Below are 20154 nucleotides of genomic sequence, written 5' to 3'. Positions count from 1 at the left end.
AAGGGCGTGATGATGGACCCGCGCGTGAATCGCGACGACGCACTGATACTCGCGACCATCCGTAGCCATGATCAGTACAACACGACGATCTACGGATTCAACGACCGGTATCGCGGCATCACCGGCCGGCGCGACGTGGTGTTCGTCAACGAGCGCGATCTCGAAGCGCGCGGCTTGCAGCATGGCGATCTGGTCGATCTGGAGACGATCGAGAGCACGGTGAGCGTCGGCGGAACGCGGCGCTTGTGCGGGCTGACGGCAGTCGCGTTCGATATCGCGCCGGGGTCCATCGCCGCGTACTATCCGGAAGCCAATTGCCTCGTTTCACTCGCGGACAACGATCCGCGCAGCGGCACGCCTTCGTACAAGTCGATACCCGTGCTCCTTTCGCTGAGCCGGGGCGATTGCGAGGTGAGCGCCGATGCGCAGAGCTGGCACCAGGGCGACGTGCCTAACGACAAGACGGGCGCAACGGTGGCGGCCGAGACGCCGGAGCATCGGCGGCAGACGGGCACGCCGTCGTAGATGCGGCGAGGGGCGGCGCGCGGCCGCCCCGCTGTTCGATTACGCCTTCGCCGAGCGATGCCGCCCCTGCGTCCGGCGCGATCCCTTCGTGAACACGAAGAGGCCCGCTCCCGCCGCCGCGATCGCGATGCGGCTGGGATTGGCTTTCAGCGTAGCGACGCCTTTCGCGACCGTCTGCGCCCACGAAGATGACGATGACGATGACGATCGCGGCACGATCACCGGCTCGATTTGCGCTGCGGGCTTCACGTCGTCGAGGTGCTCGACGCGCATGACAGGCGCAGGCGTCGGCATCGCTCTGGCGCCTTTGTCCGCGGTTGCGGGCGCTTCATGTTCGCTCGCCTTGCCCTCGCGCGCTTCGACGCGCGTGGCCGCGGCTTCCGCGCCGAGCAGCACCACGGCCGCCGCGAAGTACAGCCACATCAGCAGCACCGCGAGCGACCCCGCCGCGCCGAATGCGTTGGCGGTCCCCGCGTGCGTCAGATACAGCGCGAACAGCTTCTTGCCGACCGAGAACAGCACAGCGGAGATTGCGCCGCCGACGAGGGCATCGCGCCACTCGACGTGACCATCGGGAAGATATTTCAGCAACGCGCCGAATGCGGCGGACAGGATGACGAGTCCGAGCACGAACTGCACGATATCGCCGATGATGACGAGCGGCGATTCCCCGAACACCCATTTTCCGGCGGCCTGCACGGCGGTATCGAGAACGAGCGACACGATCAGCAGGAACGCGACGCCCATCACGAGGCCGAAGGAAATCAGGCGCACTTTGACCATGGTCGCGACGCCTGACTTCTCCTTGTTGTCGGCGGGCCAGATGATCGAGAGCGCCGTGTTCAGCGATGAAAACGTCGCCGATGCGCCGACCGCCAGGAGCACGAAGGAGACGATCGCCGCGATGCCGCCCCCGCCGCTGCGATGCGCGTGCTCGACGATCGTTTGCACGCTTTCGGCGGCTTCCTTGCCGAGCATCCCGCTGATCTGGTGGAAAAGCTGGCCGCGCGCGGCTTCGGCGCCGAACACGAGTCCGGCAATGGCGATGACCATGACGAGCGTCGGCGCGAGCGAGAACGCGGAATAGAACGCGATGCTCGCGGCCATCGGCGCGCTGCGGTCGGCGCTGAATCGCTTGAACGTGCGAGCGGGCCACGCAATGACGCGGCTCATCAGGGATTTCGATTCCCGGGCGGGGGTCTTGTCCATCGCTTCCTCCTTTTTGGCTTGCTGAGGGCGTATAGCATTGGCGATGCCAGCGCGGGCGATGGCCTGAAGGAAGACGCTTGCGCGCGGCGAGCGCGTGTTGTCGCTGGCGCGGCGTGGCCCGTCGCACCCGGGGCACGGGAGCGTCGGCGCGGCGCGGCGGGCGTAGGTAGATGTCAGCCGTCAGCGCCGGGCCTGGACAGATCGGGCATCCGGCGCACGGGTTGCTGGTCCGGTTGCAGGTCGGTGTCGGGTAACGTCTCCGGGGTTCGCGCGGGCGGCGTGCCGCGGGCTATCTCCGCTTGCGCAGGGTCGGGCTTTTGCGGGTCGGAAGCGTCTGGCATGGCTATGCTCCTTGAGGCTTGGGGGAAAGGTGCCTTCGGTGCGTTGGTTCGCATCTTCGCTGGTAGCAACGACTGTGCTTGCATCGCCTGGCCTGCGGGCGGTTCTTTCGAACGACGCGGATCGGGCGCGTACGCGTGAAGTGGCAGTCGGTGCCTGCCCTTCTTCGTACGTTGCGGTATCGTCGGCGGCGGGTTGCGTGCGGGACGTCATCGCGGGCCGCGGCGCCACGCGCCCGGCGCGCGCTCAGTGGCTCGATCACCGCAGAGCCAGCGGCGCGCTCGCGATGCGTCACCGCCGCATGCGGGCGTTCTTTCAACCTCGACCGTCGGCGCTCGGACGACGAAACGCATGCAGCACAACGCGTCCGCCGCGTTACCATACATCGGCAAGAAGCACCCAGACGGCAGTCTCACGACCGCCGATGAATCGCCGCGCAAGCCCGACCAGGACAACCCCGCGTGCAACGACATGACGACCGTAGCGAAGCCCTCGCCGACCATGCTTTCCGCGAAACGAGCCGCGCCGGGCCGGACGAAGCATCATCGACCGTTCGAGCATCCGTCGCGCGGCACGCGCTCACGGTCGCGATGGCGCTCTCGCTCGGCAGCGCCATCGCGCTCGGCTTCGCACGCTTCTCCTACGCGCTGCTGCTTCCGTCGATGAAGCAGGACCTCGCCTGGAACTTCGCGCAGGCCGGCGCGATGAACACGGCAAACGCCTTCGGATACCTCGTCGGCGCCATCGCCTTCGCGCGCCTTTCGCGTCGATGGGCGTCGCGGACATCGTTCGTCACCGGCTGCCTCGCGACGGCCATGTTGATGGCGTTCAGCGGCGCCGTCACCGATACGAACGCCCTTCTGATACTCCGCGTCGTCACCGGCGCCGCCAGCGCGCTCGTGTTCGTCAGCGGAGGCGTGCTGGCCGCACGGCTCGCATCACTGTCGCCGGGCCGCGCGGGACTCATCATCGGTCTCTACTACGGCGGCACCGGATGGGGCATCGTGATGTCGTCGATACTCGTGCCCATCACGGTTGCACCCGGCTTGCACGGCTGGCGGTTCGCCTGGTTCGCGCTGGCCGCGGCATGCGCCGCCAGTTCGGTCATCGCCGTGGCCGCTGCGCGGCGCATCGAACGCGAGCAACCGACTGCAACGACGGATGGCGCGCGGGCCGTCATGCACGACCAGGCGATCCGTCAACGGCGCTTTACTCTCGCGCTCGCCGGATACGCGTGCTTCGGGATCGGGTACATCGGCTACATGACGTTCATCGTGGCGCTGCTGCGAAACGCAGGCCTGTCCGACGGCGTCGTCACGGGCTTCTATACGCTGCTCGGCGTCGCGACGATCGTGTCCGCGCGCATGTGGTCGGGGCTGCTCGACAGGATGCGCGGTGGACAGGCGCTCGCGCTGCTGAACGCGTTGCTCGCCGTGGCGACCGTCATTCCCGCCGTGATCGCGCATCCGCTCGCGGCATTTGCTTCCGGCGCGTTATTCGGTGCGACGTTCCTTTCGGCGGTTGCATCGACGACCGCGTTCGTACGGCACAACCTGCCGGCCAGTCAGTGGGGAAGCGGAATCAACGCGTTCACGATCGTTTTCGCAGTGGGTCAGATCGTCGGACCGACTGTCATCGGACGCATATCCGACAGCGCCGGTCTCACGCGCGGTCTCGTCTATTCCGCGCTGGTGCTGGCTGCCGGCGCGGCGCTCGCGGCTTGCCAGAGGCCATTGCGGGATGTCTCATGAGAAGCGAATGAGCTTCGGTGCAGTTTATTTCGGCATCCGAATGATGCAGCGGGAGTTACGCGCCCGGCCTCGCCTTCTTCATCTTGACGAAGACGTGCGAGCAAAAAGCATCGGCGACGACGCGATTGACGGTCAGGATGTTTTCCGCACTTAACGATTCGCGCGATAGCCCCTGCTTTTCTATCAACCGCTGTGGAATCAGCTGGCTCACGAACGAGTGGCACAGGTCCTTCCGCGTGTGCGCGTCGGCAGCTTCGAAGAACTCGCGGCCAGCGCGAATCTCTTCGCTCATCTTCGCGCGCGCGGAGTCGTTCTGCGCCTGGATCGTTGCTTCCAGTTGCGCCTGGGCGGACTCGCGATCCCGTCGATTCTTCTTGTCGTCCTCGAGTTGCTTCGCCTTGATCGCGGCCATCCGCCGGTCCGCTTCGCCGATGCGGTAATTGCCTTCCAGCGCCTTGAACAGATAGCCGCGAGGACTGACCGTGACCTTGCCTTCGTTGAGCTTGAATCGCGTGTACTCGATGGCCTGTTCGAGGCGTTCATCCGTCCACACGTCGCGGTGTTTCGCGAGGCGCTCGAAGTCGCGGGTATCGAACGCAAATTCGTTGTTCAGCAACAGGTACATCGAATCCTGGATGCCCGCGCGCGCCGCATCCGCGCCCTGCTTCTTGGTGAACCGGAAGCGAATCTTGAGCTTGTCGCGTGTGACGCGGTCGGCATTGGGTTCCCAGCTGACATCGAAATCCGATACTTCGTTGAGCTGGTCGATGGCCGGTTCCAGGAAGCGCTTCTTGAACTCCTTCACTTCCTTGCGCGATTCGCCGACTTTTCCCGGCCATTCGAGCACTTCGTCGAACGGAAACCATTCGGTGACGCCGTGGCCCTGGCACGGAATGAGGCGGTCGTAGATTGCCCGCGCGAGCGAAAGCGAGAAGGCCGTGGACGCCCGCAAGCTCAGCCAATGCGCCTTGTACGGGCTGATCAGATACTTGATGACGCGGCCGGAAAGCAGCACGCAGACGACATTACGCTCGATGTAACAGTCGCCGAGCAGGCTGATGGTTCCCCACGAGTCCTTCTCGGTCAACTCCTCGATCGACGGCGCGGTCATGATTTCGACGCGCGCCCGCGCCGCGGCCCGCATCTGTGCGATCAGATGGCTATGGTTGCGGCTGTCATAGCGCATGAGCCATTTGAAGTAGTTCACATCGGCGGTGAAGGTGTACACCTTATCGTCGATGAGTTCGTCCGGCGCTTTGGTCGCCACGATGAAGTAGGCGGCGTCCAGCACGCGCCGCGCGGCAATGCCCAATCCTCCGACGCGCGTGAAGATGTTGTTCCGCAGGAAACCGATATCGCGTGTCGCCTCGGAAATGGCCGCACCCTGGCCGGACATATCTTCGTAGATGTCCAGCGCAAGTTGCTGAGGCGTGACGGTGAAATCCTGGTCTTCCATTCTTCGATTCGGCGGAGGTCCCCGGCACTCTAACAGCCAAGGAACGCGTGTCAACACAAAAACCGCCCCGCAAATACCCTTCGAACGTCGGCACAAAAACCGTCCCCGAGGACGTGTTCCAGCCCAAATAGCGTCCCTTTGCTCACAAAAAGCGTCCTGCGCTGCCTAGTTTCCGCCTCAGCCAGCACAAAAACCGCCCTATGCAGCACAAAAACCGCCCCTATCCACAGGCGTCGTTGTTGATTTCAAAGCAGAAATTGCGTCCTGTTAGTTTGTAGGTCGGTGGAAGTTTATAAAAAACAAAACGAACAACCTTGCCGACACGCGTGCCCTAAACCCCTTTGGGGCGTCTAACTGGCTGATTCGAAAGGTGATTTGCCAGAATAAAGTGCCAGCACAAAAACCACCCCGGGGGCGGTTTTTGTGCTGGGATGATTTCGGGCTTGTGTGCGAGATCGGCGGCGGTTGCGAGCGTGGAAAGGGCTGCGACCGTTTCGCTAGAAAAACAGACCAAAAACAAAGCTCGTGCGTTGCAAAGTGGGATATTTAGGCGCTATGTAACCCTGTTTACGCGCATTCGTGTATTCTGCGCTTTAGCGTCAATACATGGAGAAAGCGCAGAATGGCCAACGTAGGCAGCCTACCTATGGAAGACCGGAAGGTCTCCCTCCGCGAAGTCGCAGAATTCGCGGATAACCTCGAACCCTTTTCCGACAACCTTCGCGAGCAAATACTGGCGCCCCGGCCGCGCAAGACCGCTCCTATCTACACCATCAGCGAGTTGGCGGAGATGTGCAATCTCACGCGTCAGCAGATCCAGTATCTGGTCACTAAAGGTGAAGGCGGGTTGCCATCGGGTACGTTGAATGGAAACGGCCGTAGCCGCACTTTCACGCTGCCTGAGGTTCGCGTCTGGGTGAAGATGGCCTCGGATATCTATCAAACCGGACTCGATGACGGCCAGGGCGACTTCAAAGGGAAGGTGCTCACCACCGCGCAGTTGAAAGGCGGGTCGGCGAAGACTACGACGACGGTCTGCCTTGCGCAAGCGCTCACGCTTCTCGGCCGCAAGGTACTGCTCGTCGATCTGGACCCTCAGGCTTCCGCGTCCGAACTGTGTGGACTGTATGCGGAGAAGGAAATTTCCGGGGACGACACCGTGCTCCCCTATATATATGACCAGAACGTCGAAGGCGGTCTGGGCGCAAGCGTGCAGTCAACGTACTGGGATGGCCTCGACATCATCCCCGGTCATACCTTTCTTTATGGCGCTGAGTTCCTGCTCCCTGCGCGGCAGAAGACGATTCAGGGTTACCGGTTCTGGGCGGTCCTGCGGCAAGGATTGGAGCCGTTGCGCGCGCAATACGATTACATCCTGATCGATACGTCGCCGTCACTGTCGTATATGAACTTGAATGCGCTGTTGGCCGCCGACGCGCTCGTCATGCCCATGATTCCGGAGAACCTCGACTTCATCAGCTCCCTGGCGTTCTGGCGTTTGTTCTCCGATGTCGCCGAAGACTTTCTGCCTTATGAAGAGGACAAGGTCTATGACTTCATCTCGATCCTGCTGTCGAAGGTGGATTACGGCAAGACGTCGTCCGCACCCGTCGTCCGTCAATGGGCGCAGAGCGCGTACGGCCGATGGCTCGATCCCTTCGAAATTCCGGCTAGTTCGGTGATGAGCGGCGGCGCCCTTTCTTTCTCGACGGCGCTGGATATCGTCAGCACGCATTCCACCGCAAAGTCGCTACAGCGAGTTCGGCAACCGATGATGCAGTACGCAAAGTGGCTCGACGACATGTTCGTCAAATCCTGGAAGGAGGCTGCATGAGCAACATTCGAGAACAACTCATGGCCAAAACGGCCAACCTTCCGAAGCCTGCCGATTTCAAGGGCGAGAACAAAAAGGATCGCACGGCGCGTGGGCCGCAAACGATGCCGGGGATTACGAGCGCGCTAGCGGCGGCTCAGTTGCGCATCCAGGAACTCGAGGCGAAGGGCGTCGAAACGGACATTCCGCTGGACTCGATTGCGCCCAATCCGTGGCAACCGCGACGTCAGTTTAACGAGGCGAAGCTATCCGAGCTTGCCCGGTCGATCGATGAGGTCGGCCTTTTGCAGGCGGTGACCGTGCGACGAATTGGGGAGGCGTTCCAACTCGTCGCGGGTGAACGACGGTTCCGCGCACACAAGCTGATCAACAGGGAAACGATTCGGGCTGTTGTCATCGAGTGCTCGGATCAGGACATGGCGGCGCTCGCGTTGATGGAGAACGTCACTCGCGATGACCTGTCTGATTATGAGATCGCCATCGCTATTCGTCGTGCCGAAGCCGAGTTTCCTAATCGCACGCGCCTTGCAGAAGCCATGGGGATATCGCGCAGCGATCTGTATCGTTTCCTCGCGTTTGACGCGCTGCCGGACTTTGTCAAACGTGATCTGGATTTGACGCCGTCGGTGCTGGGGGCGTCATCGGCGCAAGACGTGGCGAACGCACTCAAGAAGTCTGGGGAGCCGGGACTTCGGGCGCTTCACGAACTATGGCCGCAGGTTCTATCCGGGGACTTGGTCCAAACCAAGCTGGCTGCAAGTTTGATAGCGCAGGTCAGCCGGGGGGAGTCGGCCACGGACGCTGGCGGCCGCAGTATCTTGAAGATCTTTGCTGGAAAGGTGCAGGCCGGCAGCATCACCAAGGATGTGAAGGGGCTGACCTTCAAGTTCAAGGCTGGAGTGGTCACTGAGGAGCAGGAGGACCAACTGAGAGAACATATAGGCAAGATGTTCTCTATTAGGTCGGAGTAGACGAGAGACCCGCGCAAGCGGGTTTTTTTACGCCTCTTATGGAGTCGGCTCGAGGTTGACGCGTGCTTTGAGCGCTGTTCCTGCATTGTGCGGTGTCCGAATTCGGACAGTGTTCCACCTAGATTCGCCTGTGACTCGCCGTTTGAAGACGAGCGCGCGGCGATGTTGGCAAGGGTTTGGGGGCTCCTGTTGTAAGAACCGGCTCGCGGTATGCCGCCTTTGCGGGAGTCCTTGCAATGGTAACGAACTCATGCGCGTTTCAAGTTTCGACGTCGCTCAGTCGTGCAGGCGTGCGCCATCCCTAGGTGTCCGAATTCGGACAGTGTCCTTGCTCAAGCGTTGGCGTCTGCTGGACCCTGGCTCAGAGTTTGGCCGCGCGTGGCTCGAACGCGCGGAAAACCCGTGGACCGATCTCCGTGCACGAACAGAACGTGCGGGAGTAGCAGCCCCGGAAACGCGCCTCCCGTCCCCGTGAACGTCGCGGGGCGGGGCTCCAATTACCGCATAATCGGCGCTTCGATCGCTGCGGCGCCCCACATCGGCGCGTGGTGTCCGAATTCGGACACTTCAGCACGATCCATTATTGGCGTCGCCGAAATGGAAGGAAACCACTCGCGAGAGGGACTCGCCGTCTGTGTCGAGTAGCGGGCTAATTGCCCGACGGTTACTGTGCACTATCGGCCGCCCGCTTGGCAACGTCGCCTCAAGCGAACAAGTCACTCGTGTCATGCGCTCGTCGCCGTACATATCCTCCGCGCGCTATCGACTGATTCGTAACCCGAGGCAAAAAGACGCGAACTCCCTTCGAGAACAACGCGTCAACGCGATGGAATCGTCGCTCAGAGTTGCGCGGTTGATAACGTGGAAATCAGTCGGGGCGAGCGCCCGGCTTCCGAAGAGCCGCACCGCGTTGCGCGGGAGCGGGGATCGAGCTGACAGACAGGCATTTGCGTACTGGACTGCAAAGATGCGCGGATGCATTCCGCTAGTCCGCCGAGCCGCAACGACTCAACGTGGGGGCGCATTGCAGGACTGCCGCGATCGAACACCGGTGCCATCCAACGTAGCTAGGATCTGCATCGACTCGAGAAGCCGCGTCCCGTGAAACACTCGGAAACCAATGCCGAGAAGCGAATTTCGCTGGAAATTCAGTTGAATAGGCACGTTTTCTCGACTTGTTTCACGCTTGGGCTACGCGTCGGCATCGATTTCTTATGTGCGGAGTCCGGTCCTGCACAATGCCCGTGTACGCGACACCGGAAAGCCGAACCTGTATCAAACGACACGGATGCCGTAGCCAAGGACCCGCACGCGTGTAAGCGATATCGATCGATCCTCCGCGAACTCTGGGAGCCGCACGCACCTCGACCGTCGTGGAGCAGCGCCGTTAAGCGCGCCGTTTCTGCAAGCCCCGATATGACTCACCCGCCTTGAACTGCTCGAGCCTTGCACTGGCAACAGTCAATGCTCCCAGTGTCGCTCGCCGTAGCTGATGATCGTAAAGAGAAACGATAGGCGCTAGCCGTTCGACCTCCTCCCCGCTAATCGACCAACATCCTGAGCGCTGACCGGCGTCGAATACGCTGGTCATGATGGCGTCCGCGTCGAAGAATGCGTCGTCTGGAAAGTAGCCATGTCCCGCTTCTGCCATGAATCTTGCGACGAGGACAACTTCGGCCATCTGTCGAGCCGGAGCAATGTCGGACGAACCGGCGCGGAGGGCTTCCAACGATAAATGAGCGAGTAGAGCCAACTCGTCAGCCACCGCACGGGGCATCGGAAGCAACTGTGCTTTTGTCTGGCGTTTCTGCATTGCTGGCGCGGAGCGCCGGAAAGGGATGGTGGTTGACATTGGATCGCTCGTTGGATGACCTTTCTCGGTTAACGATCGCAGGCTAGGGAATCTTGAGGGGCACGGTGTGGGATAGGCACCATCGACAGTCGACATCCGACAGATCCGATGCAGGTACGCTCCGGCGTGATCGCGCGTTGCGCGACGGACACTTCGACGCATCTTGATCCTTCCATGTGACGGTCGCGGAACTGACGGAACAGCCGAGTGGCTTCGCTTCACCACCACCTCAACAACCTGCCGCCTGCGCCTGCCGAACCGTGTCTCTCGTCCCCGCATCAGACGGCGAAAGACCGTATGAGGCGGTGGAACGGCACAGGCTTGAGCCCTCCAGCTCGGCTGCATCGCCTTATTGAAATGGCATACGAAGGGGACGAACGAACATTATGCAACTAACAGCCTAACAGCATGCGTCGGGTGCAGATGACATATCCCTAATAAATGACCGGCTGTACCCGCGCGATATCGCACTATCAGCAACGTCATTGTGACGATCAGTGGAGACTATCCCGGCAAGACCACGAATCGAGACTCGCACCGGTTGTCGACCGGATTCGACGACGCCGCCACCACGCGCAGCCTTGGGTGCCGTAAGGCGAAATCGACCGTACCGGAGTTCACCGGTCGCGCCGCAGGCGGGCGACAGCACCGATGATTAGACATGCGGTATTGAGCGCCGACACGTTGAACCGCAAGGGCACGATTGCAGTCGGGCAAGGCTGGGTGCATGGCGAGAAGCAGCACCTTGATCAGTGAAGCAGCCGCACGTTACGAAGACATCGAGCTTCATGAAACGCCTTCCACCGAGCCGGAGTGCGCTGCAGTGCCGGGCATAAAGTCAACGACGCAAGCGCCGCAATCGGTCGTTGTCAAAGCCGGTATCGGACGTGCGGCGGAGATGCCAACGACGCCGCGCCAATAGGCGTAAGTCGGCGCGTCGAGCCACGGGCCGACAGCGTCGCACGCGCGGGGCCTCGATCGTGACGACGACTGATGAGGCCGCGCCGGCACGATCGCCTGAACCGGAGAAGGCGCAAAAGGAATACGCACAAAAGTAGCAGGATCGCGAATCTCGCCGTGTCCCGCGATCAGCGTGCGAAGGATCGGCAAGTCGCATCGTGTAATGACACAGGGCGCCAACCACGACCCTCTGACCACCGACCGCCGTGACGTCGAGTGCAAGCGACCCACGTCGAACGATGGCGCGAATGCCTGCGCACCTATGCTCCGCACGCCACCCATCTAACGCAACGTCCGAAATCACGCTTGTCGGTCCTCCGATGCCTCCTCGGGACTCTTCTCATGCGGCTTCACGGTCAACCGAACGACCATGATCCTGTTTAGTACATCGAACCAGAACGGCGCGCCGAGGGTAATGGCAAAAGCCGTGAGCAGCCACCCTAGCGGCTTCGTGAAGTAGGCGTGATATTCGTTCCAGAGGTTCGTTCGAGTGCCGCTCTGCCTTGCTTTCTCATTGAAAACGAAGTCCCATCCGATGGGAAGCCTGAGCTCGTCGATCTGTTCCTTGACATCCTTGAAATTCACCGGCAGGCCGCTCGCGTCCCTGGCGATGGAACCCGCTTGCGCGACGATAGCCCCGCGTTGCGTTTCATTGCGGTAGAGGTAATCGGCGAGGGTCAGCGTATCGACATTGAAGCCCACGGACATCACGAGTCCGATCCAGAACAGCACCCATTGCGTCGATCGTCTGTATCGTCCCGATACGCGATCCATCGCGCTGTCGTACCAGCGCTCGAGATTCTTTCTCGCTTTGTCGAGATCGTCGTGGGCGGTATCGAGCGCGGCGAGGACGGCGCGCTGCACGGCGGGATTGTCCATCAGTGCAAGCTGCCCACGAATGCCCGCGACGGTAACCGTTTCCGTCAACACCAACGCTCGGCCCGAACCGCGAGCGACGATGTCCATCAGCGCCGCCGCGAAGTTCCTGGCCGGTATATACGACGGCAGCGACTTGCCGCGTGTCAGCGCGCCCGCTATTTTTCCCGGCGCGGGCGAAGCATATTCCCCGGCAAAAAGGCTAAAAACGAGCGGATGTTCATAGAAGGCCTTCGCGAGATTTTCGCCCTTCAGGTCGAACAGCAACTCGCGGATACCATTCTCGAGATACGACGCGCGCGTCTTCAGCAATCCCTCCAGTCCCTCGCGCAACGCGGTGCACATGAGACTTAGCAGCATATAGATGAAGACGATGCCGATAGCGACTTCGAGTATTGCCGAGTTGAACATGGCGCCTCTCATCGGTAAAGGTTGAACGCGCGGCGACGGCGTCACTGACATGCGAAAGACAAGCTGCAATCAGGTTAGTCGATAATCCATGCGATAGAGAAACAGTATGTACGCTCTCGTACCAAGCATCGGCGCAACACGCAATAGATTCGATAGGATAACGAAGCATTACGAGCGGGACTAGAAGCCGTCACACCGGAAACGCGGTAGTCAACAGAATCTCCCGCAACACGACGAATGTTCGTATCTGCCGTACACCCGGCAGATAGAGCAGCTTTTCGGCGTGCAGCCGGTTGAAGCTATCACTGTCGCGCGTACGGATCAGCATGAAGAAATCGAATTCGCCGGTGACGACGTGACACTCCATGCAGCCGGGCACTTTCTGCGCTGCTTTCTCGAATGCGGTGAACGACTCGGGCGTCGATCGGTCCAGCATCACGCCGATAAGCACGAGCATCCCCGCATCCAGCGCCTTGGGATTGAGGAGCGCGACGGTCGCGCGAATCAGGCCCGCTTCGCGCAAGCGCTCGACGCGCCGCAGACACGCGGGCGGACTCAGATTGACCTTTGCCGCGAGCGCCACGTTGGATATGGAGGCGTCGCGCTGAAGCTGACGCAGGATCGCGCGGTCGACGCGGTCGGTCTCATGCGGTTCTTGCGCTGCCGAGGATTTTTTCATTGCGCGAAATCACCATCTGACGAAATAACCGTAGGTTCGGGATCACACTTGCGTTCAAACGTTAAGCGCGTCCTATTAATTTCGCAACGCCTTTTATCGCCGGCTTGACTACGATTGTCCGCATGGCGTCGCCGATCTGCGCGACTGCCGGAGCCCAATCACGAGGATGCCGACCATGAACCTGCAACGTTTCCCCCGTTATCCGCTGACTTTCGGCCCGACGCCCATTCAGCCGCTCAAGCGTCTTTCGGCGCATCTCGGCGGCAAGGTCGAGCTATACGCAAAGCGCGAAGACTGCAACAGCGGCCTCGCGTTCGGCGGCAACAAGACACGCAAGCTCGAATACCTGATTCCCGAAGCGCTCGCGCAGGGGTGCGATACGCTCGTTTCGATCGGCGGCATCCAGTCGAATCAGACGCGGCAGGTTGCCGCCGTCGCGGCGCATCTCGGCATGAAATGCGTTCTCGTGCAGGAAAACTGGGTCAATTACTCGGATGCCGTCTACGACCGCGTCGGCAACATTCAGCTCTCGCGGATGATGGGCGCGGATGTCCGCCTCGTGCCGGACGGCTTCGATATCGGCATTCGCAAGAGTTGGCAGGACGCGATGGATAGCGTCCGGGAAGCGGGCGGCAAGCCGTTTCCGATTCCGGCGGGATGCTCGGAGCATCGGCTGGGCGGACTCGGCTTCGTCGGCTTCGCGGAAGAAGTGCGGCAGCAGGAAGCGGAACTTGGCTTCAGGTTCGACTACATCGTCGTGTGCTCGGTGACGGGCAGCACGCAGGCGGGCATGGTCGCCGGATTCGCCGCGGATGGCCGCGCGCGACGCGTGATTGGCATCGATGCATCGGCGAAACCGCAGCAGACGCACGAGCAGATTACGCGCATCGCGAAGCACACCGCGGAACTCGTCGAACTGGGGCAGGACATCACGAGCGACGACGTGATTCTCGATACGCGCTTCGGCGGCCCCGAATACGGGCTGCCGAACGAAGGCACGCTGGACGCAATCCGTCTTTGCGCACGGCTCGAAGGCGTGCTGACCGATCCCGTCTACGAGGGCAAGTCGATGGACGGCATGATCCAGATGGTGCGCAACGGCGAATTCCCCGAAGGTTCCAGGGTGCTGTATGCGCATCTCGGCGGCGTCCCGGCGTTGAACGCGTACAGCTTCCTGTTCCGCAACGGCTAGGCGCTTTACCTCCCGCGTAATGGACGCACGGCGCTGCCAAGGCCAGGCTGACGGCGTGCGACATCACCACGGGAGCTTCGAAATGACCGCTTATGCGATTGGCCATCTATATGAAGTCAACTTGTGCGCGGACATCGTCGAGTATCTGCAACGTATCGACGATACGCTCGCGCCGTTTGGCGGCCGCTTCATCGTCCACGGCGGACGATGCGAACTCTGCGAAGGCGAGTGGAAAGGTGATCTGATCGTGATCGCCTTCCCCGACCTCGCGCAAGCCCGCGACTGGTACGCGTCCGACGCGTATCAAGGCATCCTGCCGCTACGCACGCGCCACGCGCGCGGCGCGGTGTTTCTCATCGATGGCGTCGATGCCTCCCACAAGGCGACCGACATCCTCCAATAGCGGCCTGCCGTCGGCGATGGTCTAAACTTGCCCAACTTGTCATATCACCGGGCATGGTTGATACTCGAAAGTTGCACCCAACCCCGCACGTCAACTTAACGGTTTCGCTAATGAGCACAATTCTTGAAAGCCTTCCGACTGGGCAAAAAGTCGGTATCGCATTCTCAGGCGGCCTCGATACGAGCGCCGCGCTGCACTGGATGCGCCTGAAGGGCGCGGTGCCCTACGCCTACACGGCCAATCTCGGCCAGCCCGACGAAGACGACTACGACTCCATTCCCCGACGCGCGACGCAGTACGGTGCAGAAGGCGCGCGCCTGATCGACTGCCGCGCGCAACTCGTCGCGGAAGGCATCGCCGCGCTGCAGTGCGGCGCGTTCCATATCTCGACCGCCGGCGTCACCTACTTCAACACGACGCCGCTCGGCCGCGCGGTCACGGGCACCATGCTCGTCGCGGCGATGAAGGAAGACGGCGTCAACATCTGGGGCGACGGCAGCACGTACAAGGGCAACGACATCGAGCGTTTCTACCGCTACGGCCTGCTCGTGAATCCTGACCTGAAGATCTACAAGCCCTGGCTCGATCAGCAGTTCATCGACGAACTCGGCGGGCGCGCGGAAATGTCGGAGTTCATGCGCCAGTCGGGCTTCGAGTACAAGATGTCGGCAGAAAAGGCGTACTCGACGGATTCGAACCTGCTCGGCGCGACGCACGAAGCGAAGGACCTGGAAAGCCTGGAATCGGGCATCAGAATCGTGAATCCGATCATGGGCGTGGCGTTCTGGCGCGACGACGTGAAGGTCGACCGTGAAGAAGTGACCATTCGATTCGAAGAAGGCCGCCCCGTCGCGCTCAACGGCAAGACGTTCACGGACGCGGTGGAGTTGCTGCTCGAAGCGAACCGCATCGGCGGGCGTCACGGTCTCGGCATGAGCGATCAGATCGAGAACCGCATCATCGAGGCGAAGAGCCGCGGCATCTATGAAGCGCCGGGGCTGGCGCTGCTGCATATCGCGTATGAACGCCTCGTCACCGGCATTCATAACGAAGACACGATCGAGCAGTATCGCGAGAACGGGCGTCGCCTCGGCCGTCTGCTGTATCAGGGCCGCTGGTTCGATTCGCAGGCCATCATGCTGCGCGAGACGGCGCAACGCTGGGTCGCGCGTGCGATCACCGGCGAAGTCACGCTGGAGCTGCGCCGCGGCAACGACTATTCGATTATCAGCACGAAGTCGCCGAACCTGACGTACCAGCCGGAGCGCCTGTCGATGGAGAAGGTGGCGTCGACTTTCTCGCCGCGCGATCGCATCGGTCAGTTGACCATGCGCAACCTCGATATCACCGATACGCGCGACAAGCTGCGCATCTACGCGCAAGTCGGCCTGCTGACGCCGGGCGAGTCGTCCGCGCTGCCGCAGATCAAGGGCGACAGCGAGTAACGCGCGCCGGCCGGATGAGCATGGCGCGTTCTGCGAAGCCGCGCTCATCCGCGTATCCTGTGCGTCTGTTCCACTGACCGCAGGGAGCCGCTTTTGACTCGATACACCATTGCGCTCCTCGGCGCGGGAAGCATGGGCGCGGCCGTCGGCAAGCTATTGAGCGCGTCGGGCGCGCGCGTGCTCACCACGCTCGAAGGCCGCAGCGCGGCCAGCATCGCCCGCGCGAGTGACGCCGGCATGGAAGACGCGAGTGTCGACGAACTCGCCGCGGCGGATTTCATCTTGTCGATCGTGCCGCCCGCCGTGGCCGTCGATACCGCGCAACGCCTCGCGCCCGCGCTCACGCGAGCCGCGAAGAAAGCCGTTTATATCGATTGCAACGCCATCAGCCCGCAGACCGTCGCGGCAATCGCGCAGACCGTCGATGCCGCCGGCGCCGCATTCGTCGATGGCGGGATCATCGGCTTGCCCTCATCGCCCAAGTTCTATTTCTCGGGTTCGCACGCGCCGCGAGCGAACGGGCTTGCCGGCGCCGGCCTCGCCGTGCGTCTGCTCGACGGGCCGATCGGCGCGGCGTCGGCGCTCAAGATGTCGTACGCGGGCATCACCAAGGGGCTGACGGCGATCGGCGCGGCGATGTCGCTCGCAGCGATGCGCAATGGCGCAGGCCGCGCGTTGCTGGACGAACTCGCTGAAAGCCAGCCGGAGATTGCCGCCTGGCTCGCGAGCAACGTGCCGCGCATGCCGCCGAAGGCGTATCGCTGGGTCGCGGAAATGGAAGAGATCGCGGCGTTCATCGGCGACGACTTCGCGGAGCATCGCATCTACGAAGGAGCCTCGGGACTCTACGCACGGCTCGCGGCCGACAAGACCGCCACCGATGCGCTCACCGAGTTCTTCGACGGATCGCGCCGATGACCGCGAAGCGTGCGGTCGTGCGATTTCCTGCGTATCCTTGAATAACGATGCAGGCTCGACTCTTCCACCGCATTTCTCATCGAAGCAGAATCCTGGCTGGCGAGCACGCCGGCCCGGCCATCTTTTTAGCAAGAGGTGCTCAATGACCGCAGGAACGTATCAGAACACGCGTCTTTACATCAACGGCGAGTGGTGCGACGCAGAGGGCGGCGCCACGATCGACGTGCTGAATCCGGCCACTGGCGAGAAGATCGGCACGGTCGCGCGGGCCAGCATCGGCGATCTGGATCGTGCGCTCGCTGCCGCGCAAGCCGGCTTCGCGACGTGGCGCCGGATGACGGCGCTCGAACGCGCGTCGCTGATGCGCAAGGCCGCCGCGCTCGTGCGCGAACGCGCCGATTCGATCGCCCGCCTGATGACGCAGGAACAGGGCAAGCCGCTCGTCGAAGCGCGCATCGAAGTGAACTCGGCGGCGGACATCATCGAATGGTTCGCGGACGAAGGGCGTCGCGTGCACGGGCGCATCGTGCCGCCGCGCAACGTCAACGCGCAGCAGACGGTCGTGAAGGAGCCGGTCGGTCCGGTTGCGGCGTTCACGCCGTGGAATTTCCCGGTGAATCAGGTCGTGCGCAAGCTGTCGGCTGCGCTGACGACGGGTTGTTCGTTCATCGTGAAGGCGCCGGAAGAGACGCCGGCATCGCCCGCCGAACTGATCCGCGCATTCGCCGATGCGGGCGTGCCGAACGGCGTGCTCGGCCTCGTGTTCGGCGATCCGCCCGAGATTTCGAAGTATCTGATTTCGCATCCGGTCATCCGGAAGGTGACGTTCACGGGCTCGACCGCGGTCGGCAAGCAATTGGCCGCGCTGGCGGGCCAGTACATGAAGCGCGCGACGATGGAACTCGGCGGTCATGCGCCGGTGATCGTCGCCGAGGATGCGGACGTCGAGCTTGCGGTGAAGGCGGCGGGCGCGGCCAAGTTCCGCAATGCGGGGCAGGTGTGTATTTCACCGACGCGCTTTCTCGTTCACAACAGCGTGCGCGATGACTTCGCGAAGGCGCTGGTGAAGCACGCGGAAGGGCTCTCGGTTGGCGATGGTCTCGCCGAGGGCACGACGCTCGGGCCGCTCGCCAACGCACGACGCATCACGGCGATGACGAGCGTGATCGAGAACGCGCGCAAGGCGGGCGCGACGGTGGCGACGGGCGGCGAGCGCATCGGCAGCGCGGGCAACTTCTTCGCGCCGACGGTGCTCACGGACGTGCCGCTCGAAGCTGACGTGTTCAACAACGAGCCGTTCGGTCCGGTCGCGGCGATCCGCGGCTTCGACTCCCTCGAAGACGCGATCACGGAGGCGAATCGTCTGCCGTACGGTCTCGCCGGCTATGCGTTCACGCGCTCGTTCAAGAACGTGCATCTGCTGACGAACCGGCTCGAAGTCGGCATGTTGTGGATCAACCAGCCCGCGACGCCGTGGCCGGAAATGCCGTTCGGCGGCGTGAAGGATTCGGGCTATGGCTCCGAAGGCGGACCGGAGGCGCTGGAGCCGTATCTCGTGACGAAGTCGGTCACGGTGATGGCGGTTTGAGTCTTGCCTGAGTGATGGGAAGCGCCCGTGCATGGAGATGCGCGGGCGCTTGCATCTCCTCCCGCTGCGCGTCGTAGTCCAGATTTGCTGCGCATTTTCCCATTGCATCGACTCGTCTTCTTGTCAACGAAGCTCGAAGCTGACGACAAGCACACCACGCTCACGCCACGTTTTCGCGCCCGCTCCTATCGGGACGATGGCGCGCCGTTCATCTCATCATTGAACGGCTTCATGTGGCGCATGAATCATCGGACGAGCGACGCCGTCCTCGCCGCTCTCGAAAAACACCTCCAGCTCGGAACTGTTCAGCAAACTGGCGGGTGTCACCGTCTCACGCCGCCACGGAATGCGTCCGAAGTGCCACAAGCGCCAGAACCCGAGCGCCGCTCCCGGCTGACGCGCAAGCAGCGCCGCGAACGTCTCCACTTCGCCGACGCGCACGCCGGTTGCATCGCGAAGCACCTCGTGCACGAAGCGCGAGCAGAATTGCCGCGTCGAATGCATGTTGAATCCGGTGTCGTACCAGATGCCGATGCGCCGCCGCGCGGCCGCCGCGATGCGTTCCTTCTGCGCGTCCGTCAGGCAAGCGCGCAGTCGGCCGACGGCCACGCGCCCGCCTTCCGAACGCGCGATGAAGGCCCGAAGCGTGGTGATGCGACTCAGCGGGAATGCACTTTCCGCGATCAACGTTTCGCCGTCGCTCTCGCCGATTACGATCCCGACATGATGCGTCCACGACTCCGTCGCAATCGAAATCTCTCGAAACGGCCGCGCGCGAACGCGGACAAAGACCACATCGCCGGTTTGCAGATTCACCGGAAGCGCCTGAGCGTGATTGATGGCGAGCATGTTCGAATGTCCTCGTGATCGCATTGCCAGTAGAGAAGCGTTAGCATGCAATCCCCGGTCATCGAACGCACGCTCTTTGCCACGCGGCATTGCGGCTTGCACGGTCGGGTATCGAAATCCGATACCAGGAAAACATGAACGAAGTGGCGCGCATCATCGCGGTCATCAAACGCCATCTCAAAGCGCAAGGCTTGACGTATCGCGCAGTCGCGCATGCGCTCGAACTGTCCGAGCCGAGCGTCAAACGCCTGTTTTCAAGCGAGCGTTTCACCGTCGAACGTCTCGCGCAGGTCAGTGCGTTGCTCGGCTTCACGCTGGCCGAACTCACCAACGAAGCCGCGTCCGTCACGCCGAGGCGAAAGACGCTCACACACGCCCAGGAAGCCCAACTCGTTGCCAATCGCAGGCTGTTGCTGGTCGCGGTATGCGCGCTGAATCACTGGACGGTAGCGGAGATCGTCGGTGAATATCGCATCACCCATGCGCAGTGTCTCGAGAAGCTGCTCAAGCTCGAACGCATGGGTCTCATCATGCTGATGCCCGGCGACCGCATTCGCCTGCTCGTGGAGCGAGACTTTCACTGGCTTCCCGGCGGCCCCATCCGGCGCTTCTTCATGGAGGAGGCGCTGCCGGACTTCGTCGCGAGCGACTTTGATCATCCCCGAGCGACGATGGAATTCGCCCACGCGATGCTCACCGAACCGGCGATCGAGCAGCTTCGCGGCGAACTGCTCACGCTTCGTGCGCGCGTGGCGGAGTTGCACGCGGAGTCGGCGAAAGCGCCGATTGCGCATCGCCGTGGAATCGGCATGCTGCTGGGCGCGCGCGAATGGGAACCCGCAGCGTTCGCGGACATGCGCGGCGGCAAGCGCTCACGCAACGGCAAGAGCTGAGCA

The 20154-nt window shown here is 62.2% G+C and carries 16 protein-coding genes; 10 read left to right on the top strand and 6 right to left on the bottom strand.

The window, feature by feature from the left end:
- The coding region (locus P9255_RS02985) for a molybdopterin dinucleotide binding domain-containing protein (RefSeq protein ID WP_309789123.1) at positions 1-525 on the top strand (525 nt) is incomplete at its 5' end.
- Between the two features lie 39 nt (positions 526-564).
- Here the strand turns inward: P9255_RS02985 and P9255_RS02980 are convergent.
- A complete protein-coding gene (locus P9255_RS02980) occupies positions 565-1734 on the bottom strand; it encodes a YihY/virulence factor BrkB family protein (protein ID WP_404980236.1) in 1170 nt (389 codons plus the stop codon).
- 929 nt (positions 1735-2663) lie between these two features.
- Between P9255_RS02980 and P9255_RS02975 the strand changes: the two genes are divergently transcribed.
- Positions 2664-3824: a YbfB/YjiJ family MFS transporter gene (locus P9255_RS02975; RefSeq protein ID WP_309789130.1), complete on the top strand. Its 1161-nt coding sequence runs from the start codon at positions 2664-2666 to the stop codon at positions 3822-3824.
- Between the two features lie 55 nt (positions 3825-3879).
- On the opposite strand, the gene P9255_RS02970 is transcribed toward P9255_RS02975, so the two are convergent.
- Positions 3880-5280, bottom strand: a complete 1401-nt coding sequence (locus tag P9255_RS02970) for a replication initiation protein (protein WP_309768806.1) — start codon at positions 5278-5280, stop codon at positions 3880-3882.
- Between the two features lie 622 nt (positions 5281-5902).
- On the opposite strand from P9255_RS02970, the gene P9255_RS02965 reads away from it, so the two are divergent.
- Both P9255_RS02965 and P9255_RS02960 read left to right on the top strand, forming a co-directional pair.
- Positions 5903-7114 carry an AAA family ATPase gene (locus tag P9255_RS02965; protein ID WP_309768805.1) on the top strand — a complete coding sequence of 404 codons (1212 nt, stop codon included), beginning with the start codon at positions 5903-5905 and terminating at the stop codon, positions 7112-7114.
- Positions 7111-8085 (top strand): ParB/RepB/Spo0J family partition protein, encoded by a 975-nt coding sequence (locus tag P9255_RS02960; protein WP_309768804.1) that lies wholly within the window; start codon positions 7111-7113, stop codon positions 8083-8085. Before P9255_RS02965 ends, P9255_RS02960 begins: the two co-directional genes overlap by 4 nt.
- Positions 8086-9472: 1387 nt before the next feature.
- Here P9255_RS02960 and P9255_RS02955 read toward each other — a convergent pair.
- The 3 genes from P9255_RS02955 to P9255_RS02945 form a co-directional block, all read right to left on the bottom strand.
- Positions 9473-9937, bottom strand: a complete 465-nt coding sequence (locus P9255_RS02955) for a hypothetical protein (protein ID WP_309768803.1) — start codon at positions 9935-9937, stop codon at positions 9473-9475.
- 1260 nt (positions 9938-11197) lie between these two features.
- Positions 11198-12184, bottom strand: a complete 987-nt coding sequence (locus P9255_RS02950; protein WP_309789122.1) for a hypothetical protein — start codon at positions 12182-12184, stop codon at positions 11198-11200.
- A gap of 190 nt (positions 12185-12374) precedes the next feature.
- Positions 12375-12863 (bottom strand): Lrp/AsnC family transcriptional regulator, encoded by a 489-nt coding sequence (locus P9255_RS02945; protein WP_309789121.1) that lies wholly within the window; start codon positions 12861-12863, stop codon positions 12375-12377.
- A gap of 175 nt (positions 12864-13038) precedes the next feature.
- Between P9255_RS02945 and P9255_RS02940 the strand changes: the two genes are divergently transcribed.
- The 5 genes from P9255_RS02940 to P9255_RS02920 all read left to right on the top strand — a co-directional run bounded on the left by P9255_RS02940 (position 13039) and on the right by P9255_RS02920 (position 18409).
- The gene (locus tag P9255_RS02940) at positions 13039-14055 is read left to right on the top strand and encodes a 1-aminocyclopropane-1-carboxylate deaminase (protein ID WP_309789120.1); all 1017 of its coding nucleotides are present in this window, start codon (positions 13039-13041) and stop codon (positions 14053-14055) included.
- Between the two features lie 82 nt (positions 14056-14137).
- Positions 14138-14458 (top strand): DUF1330 domain-containing protein, encoded by a 321-nt coding sequence (locus P9255_RS02935; protein WP_309789118.1) that lies wholly within the window; start codon positions 14138-14140, stop codon positions 14456-14458.
- A gap of 110 nt (positions 14459-14568) precedes the next feature.
- Positions 14569-15903 carry an argininosuccinate synthase gene (gene argG / locus P9255_RS02930; RefSeq protein ID WP_309768798.1) on the top strand — a complete coding sequence of 445 codons (1335 nt, stop codon included), beginning with the start codon at positions 14569-14571 and terminating at the stop codon, positions 15901-15903.
- 93 nt (positions 15904-15996) lie between these two features.
- A complete protein-coding gene (locus tag P9255_RS02925) occupies positions 15997-16821 on the top strand; it encodes a DUF1932 domain-containing protein (RefSeq protein WP_309768797.1) in 825 nt (274 codons plus the stop codon).
- A gap of 142 nt (positions 16822-16963) precedes the next feature.
- Complete coding sequence (locus tag P9255_RS02920; RefSeq protein ID WP_309768796.1) at positions 16964-18409, top strand: NAD-dependent succinate-semialdehyde dehydrogenase; 1446 nt, start codon at positions 16964-16966, stop codon at positions 18407-18409.
- A 216-nt stretch (positions 18410-18625) separates the two neighbouring features.
- Here the strand turns inward: P9255_RS02920 and P9255_RS02915 are convergent, their stop codons facing one another.
- A complete protein-coding gene (locus P9255_RS02915) occupies positions 18626-19258 on the bottom strand; it encodes a YebB family permuted papain-like enzyme (RefSeq protein ID WP_309768795.1) in 633 nt (210 codons plus the stop codon).
- A gap of 134 nt (positions 19259-19392) precedes the next feature.
- Between P9255_RS02915 and P9255_RS02910 the strand changes: the two genes are divergently transcribed.
- Complete coding sequence (locus tag P9255_RS02910) at positions 19393-20151, top strand: helix-turn-helix domain-containing protein (protein WP_309789117.1); 759 nt, start codon at positions 19393-19395, stop codon at positions 20149-20151.
- The last annotated feature ends 3 nt before the right edge of the window (positions 20152-20154 follow it).

Source organism: Caballeronia sp. LZ019 (assembly GCF_031450825.1).
In the GTDB taxonomy this organism is placed as follows: domain Bacteria; phylum Pseudomonadota; class Gammaproteobacteria; order Burkholderiales; family Burkholderiaceae; genus Caballeronia.
This window is presented reverse-complemented; position numbering and strand designations above follow the sequence as displayed.

Excerpts from the sequence above, each read along its gene's own strand:
- P9255_RS02955 (WP_309768803.1), bottom strand. The coding sequence starts at position 9,937 with ATGTCAACCACCATCCCTTTCCGGCGCTCCGCGCCAGCAATGCAGAAA.
- P9255_RS02975 (WP_309789130.1), top strand. The coding sequence starts at position 2,664 with ATGGCGCTCTCGCTCGGCAGCGCCATCGCGCTCGGCTTCGCACGCTTC.
- P9255_RS02965 (WP_309768805.1), top strand. The coding sequence starts at position 5,903 with ATGGCCAACGTAGGCAGCCTACCTATGGAAGACCGGAAGGTCTCCCTC.
- P9255_RS02940 (WP_309789120.1), top strand. The coding sequence starts at position 13,039 with ATGAACCTGCAACGTTTCCCCCGTTATCCGCTGACTTTCGGCCCGACG.
- P9255_RS02910 (WP_309789117.1), top strand. The coding sequence starts at position 19,393 with ATGAACGAAGTGGCGCGCATCATCGCGGTCATCAAACGCCATCTCAAA.
- P9255_RS02980 (WP_404980236.1), bottom strand. The coding sequence starts at position 1,734 with ATGGACAAGACCCCCGCCCGGGAATCGAAATCCCTGATGAGCCGCGTC.
- P9255_RS02950 (WP_309789122.1), bottom strand. The coding sequence starts at position 12,184 with ATGTTCAACTCGGCAATACTCGAAGTCGCTATCGGCATCGTCTTCATC.
- P9255_RS02960 (WP_309768804.1), top strand. The coding sequence starts at position 7,111 with ATGAGCAACATTCGAGAACAACTCATGGCCAAAACGGCCAACCTTCCG.
- P9255_RS02935 (WP_309789118.1), top strand. The coding sequence starts at position 14,138 with ATGACCGCTTATGCGATTGGCCATCTATATGAAGTCAACTTGTGCGCG.
- P9255_RS02970 (WP_309768806.1), bottom strand. The coding sequence starts at position 5,280 with ATGGAAGACCAGGATTTCACCGTCACGCCTCAGCAACTTGCGCTGGAC.
- argG (WP_309768798.1), top strand. The coding sequence starts at position 14,569 with ATGAGCACAATTCTTGAAAGCCTTCCGACTGGGCAAAAAGTCGGTATC.
- P9255_RS02945 (WP_309789121.1), bottom strand. The coding sequence starts at position 12,863 with ATGAAAAAATCCTCGGCAGCGCAAGAACCGCATGAGACCGACCGCGTC.
- P9255_RS02920 (WP_309768796.1), top strand. The coding sequence starts at position 16,964 with ATGACCGCAGGAACGTATCAGAACACGCGTCTTTACATCAACGGCGAG.
- P9255_RS02915 (WP_309768795.1), bottom strand. The coding sequence starts at position 19,258 with ATGCTCGCCATCAATCACGCTCAGGCGCTTCCGGTGAATCTGCAAACC.